This is a genomic window from Acinetobacter uliginosus, from assembly GCF_044130295.1.
GTDB lineage: Bacteria > Pseudomonadota > Gammaproteobacteria > Pseudomonadales > Moraxellaceae > Acinetobacter.
On record NZ_JBIQOC010000164.1, the window covers coordinates 1 to 3,392 of the forward strand.

The window sequence follows — 3,392 nt, forward strand, 5'->3', positions numbered from 1 at the left end:
TCACAAGTTGAACCGCTCTATCTCTGATTTCAGGGGTATATTTTACTTTTTTCATCGGGGCATTCTCTCAGGAAAGTTGGTCTCCGACAAACCCGGTACGGTTCATGTTTATCCATCCTATGCATTGCCATTAATCAGTTGCGCTACATCAGCATTAATCTACACCTTAAATTTAATCTTCCAACTCCAGCCATGTTTCAATTTCCATCATTGTAAATGTAATATCTCTAGATGATTGATCTGCAACAAACGCAATGAAATCAGCTTCACATTGATTACCAAAAGCCTTCAAAGTCCGATATTTCATTCACATGTCACCTAAATGGCACAATTACTGCACGTTATTATTTCAAGCGCAGAAAGTAAAAAACCTGTTGAGATATGATCATATAAATGCAATATTTCCATGATAACAATCATATAACAGAGCCTTAAGTCGACCTGTAACAGCACATTGAACACATAGAAAAACTGCTATTCGGGAGTAGATATGAATACCAGCAATAATTATGTCAAACAAATCAAGAATGCTAAACGTGGTGGTTATACTCCAACGATTGCCAAGGATATAAATAAACATAAAATTCAAAAAGCCCTCCGACTGATCGAACAATGGCGCAAACTGGCCAGCGAACTTAAACCACAAATGCAAATCGATATGGCTTTAACCTTAGAAGAATGTGCTCAAGACCTGGACCAGATTTTAAGGAGTAAATAGTCTTTTAAATTGAGAACCAATTATTCAATTGACGAGATGACCGGGAAAAATTGAACCTATCAAGACCAAGTCATCTCTTTCAACCGCTCATTTTTTGGCTTGCGTTTTCAACAAAATTCGCTATTATTCTCTGCACGTTGCCGGCATAGCTCAGTTGGTAGAGCAACTGACTTGTAATCAGTAGGTCCACAGTTCGAATCCGTGTGCCGGCACCATTTTATACTTAGCCTCGCTTTTTAGTGAGGCTTTGTTGTTTTTGCACTTAGCTTTTAAAAATTAAAAATTGCACCATGCTCAGGCATTCTTTGTTGCACTAATCTGTACATAATTGACCAACCCATCCTGATACAGCTGCTGACAGAGTTTTGCAGTCATGCGAATTTTAAAGGCATCCACACCTGTGCCCTGCTGTGGCAATTGCTGCAAATGTTGAAAGTAGTTTGCAAATCCGTATAAAACGGCTTTGGATAAATCGCGAATTTCAATGTGACTAAAATCATGTTGCTGCAATGTCTGTTCTAATCCCGATGCCATCATCAAATGCTCCAGATTCACATCTGCAGCCTTGAGCAACCACTTATATTTTTGCTTTTGTAGTGCATTTAAATTCAGCCATTGCTCGGACAGCATTAAATAATGAAAACCCAGTCGGCCTTTTGAATTTAAAACATTGTCCACTGAATACAGGAACGAATTTAAATTGGAATGATAGGCAGCATCGATACACAGCACCACATCAAAGTGCTGTTGAAAAGGAATCTGTTTTAAATTTAAAAAGGATTGCGGGTAAATGGCCGTAATTTGCGGAAAATGTTTTTGAATTTGCATGACACAACTGGCTTGCAGTTCCACGGCTTCAATATGCCGAAGCCGATAGTGCTGTTGCCAGTACAGTAAACTTGCCCCCTGCCCGCAGCCCAGGTCCAGCAGTCGATCTTTGGCATTTAAAGATACAGCTTGCGCCAATTGATCTGCCAACTGACGGCAAGCTTCTGGATAGGATGACGTTGCATCATCCCAATAGCCCAGATTGCTCCAGGCGAGTACGGCATCATCTCCTAACTGTTTCGCATTGATTGCGTATTTATGTTGAGGAAGTTTCTGCCGAATCGCTTGAAGCCATTTCATATCTTAGTAGCCGAGTTGTGGAGCAACCTCAACTTTAGGTTTTAATCCGGCAAACGGCAATGGTGCACCTAAAATCTCTGCAATATGCATGGCTGAAGTCACGGCAGATTCCAGTACAGGCAATCCATCACAAGACCATGAACCGCAATAGAACACTTTGCGGTTTAAATCATGATGACGGGCTTGCAGTTCTTTATTTAAAGCTACTGTTTGTGAATCTACTACAGCACGGGTTAAGCTCACTGAGGAGATGATTTTTTTCGGATCAATCTCTGTCACCGGCTGCCAGGTTTGGAATACTGGCGATTTACCGACCAAGGTTGGCTCAACCGAATTCAGCCAGACGGTAAATTGCTGACGGGTAAATTTACGGTCCATCATGTAGCTAAGTACAGCCCAATCTTTACGTTTTGGTGGCATTACCGATTGATCGGTATGAATCACCAGCTGGCCCTGCTCAAATTTAAATTTCTTTAACAGCGCAATATCATCAGCAAATTGTTCATTATCGAGGAATGTTTCAATTTTATTGGTCGGTGTGGCAACAATCACACGATCAAACAACAGCTGTTCGCCTTGTTCATTTTCAATCAACACCCTTTCTTGCTGCTGTTGAATATGGGTAATGGCAGAACCACCACGAATTTCAATGCCTTCAATCAGCTTGTCGACCAGGGCCGGTGTACCGCCCTGCAGACGCAGCAAGGCATCGCCATCGGTCAATTGACGCAAGAAAACTAGCAAGGGTTTGGCAGGCCATTCGCCAATGGTTTTCGGGTTACAGGTACAAATGGTATACAGCACCGGCATTACGGCACCATGCCAGAACACTTCTTCGATATCATTATGATTAATAAATTCAGCTAGGGTGATGTCCTGGTGCTTCGATCTGAAGAATTTCGCAATCGCCGTCTTCAGCTGCAGCATGCCTTTCACCATGCGCCAGCCATATTGCTGAATGCCTTTACGGTTATTAATAATCGGAAAATTACCAATACGGCTGCGTGAGGTGGTCAGCCAGGTTTCGGTGCGGTCTTCAAATAACCAACTGCATGCCATATAGGTACGCACAGGAAAGGTCTGGATACCCAGATAGGCCGCCAGACTGAGGGTGTTTTTCCACAAATGCGGGTTCATGACACGCAGGGGAGCATCAATCAGGCCGCCCTCGAATTCAATGCTATGGCTATCCATACCACGACCTGCCAAGGCTTCAAAAATAGTAACGCTATGTCCTGCATCTTTAAGAATTCTTGCGGTAGCTAGCCCAGCCATGCCACTGCCAATAACTGCAATATCCAAAATTATTATCCGTCAGTTACACATAAGATTATTGAAATTATGAACCAAGCCGGCTTAAAAGGCGGTATTAAAATATTCCAGAATGTAGGTTTTTAACAAAACTCATCATGATGCATATAAAGTCAAAAATTACATTTATTTAGGGTCTGTTGACATTTGTTGCTTAAAAAAATAGCGAGATAGTAAAATTAAATCGCCAAACCCAATTTTACTCTCGCTATGCCTCGTACAATGCTGAATGATC

The 3,392-nt window shown here is 41.9% G+C and carries 4 protein-coding genes and 1 tRNA gene; 2 read left to right on the forward strand and 3 right to left on the reverse strand.

Translation table 11 applies throughout. The features are described from left to right. Positions 1 to 172: 172 nt before the first annotated feature. Positions 173 to 307, reverse strand: a complete 135-nt coding sequence (locus ACE01T_RS17375; protein ID WP_395519769.1) for a hypothetical protein — start codon at positions 305 to 307, stop codon at positions 173 to 175. A 183-nt stretch (positions 308 to 490) separates the two neighbouring features. Between ACE01T_RS17375 and ACE01T_RS17380 the strand changes: the two genes are divergently transcribed. Together ACE01T_RS17380 and ACE01T_RS17385 are read left to right on the forward strand one after the other, a co-directional pair. After that, positions 491 to 718: a hypothetical protein gene (locus ACE01T_RS17380; protein WP_291354094.1), complete on the forward strand. Its 228-nt coding sequence runs from the start codon at positions 491 to 493 to the stop codon at positions 716 to 718. 139 nt (positions 719 to 857) lie between these two features. Continuing rightward, positions 858 to 933 (forward strand) — tRNA-Thr (locus ACE01T_RS17385). Between the two features lie 79 nt (positions 934 to 1,012). Here the strand turns inward: ACE01T_RS17385 and ACE01T_RS17390 are convergent. Together ACE01T_RS17390 and ACE01T_RS17395 are read right to left on the reverse strand one after the other, a co-directional pair. Continuing rightward, positions 1,013 to 1,846: an SAM-dependent methyltransferase gene (locus ACE01T_RS17390; RefSeq protein ID WP_395519770.1), complete on the reverse strand. Its 834-nt coding sequence runs from the start codon at positions 1,844 to 1,846 to the stop codon at positions 1,013 to 1,015. Between the two features lie 3 nt (positions 1,847 to 1,849). Next, the gene (locus tag ACE01T_RS17395; RefSeq protein ID WP_395519771.1) at positions 1,850 to 3,148 is read right to left on the reverse strand and encodes an FAD-dependent oxidoreductase; all 1,299 of its coding nucleotides are present in this window, start codon (positions 3,146 to 3,148) and stop codon (positions 1,850 to 1,852) included. Between the last annotated feature and the right edge of the window lie 244 nt (positions 3,149 to 3,392).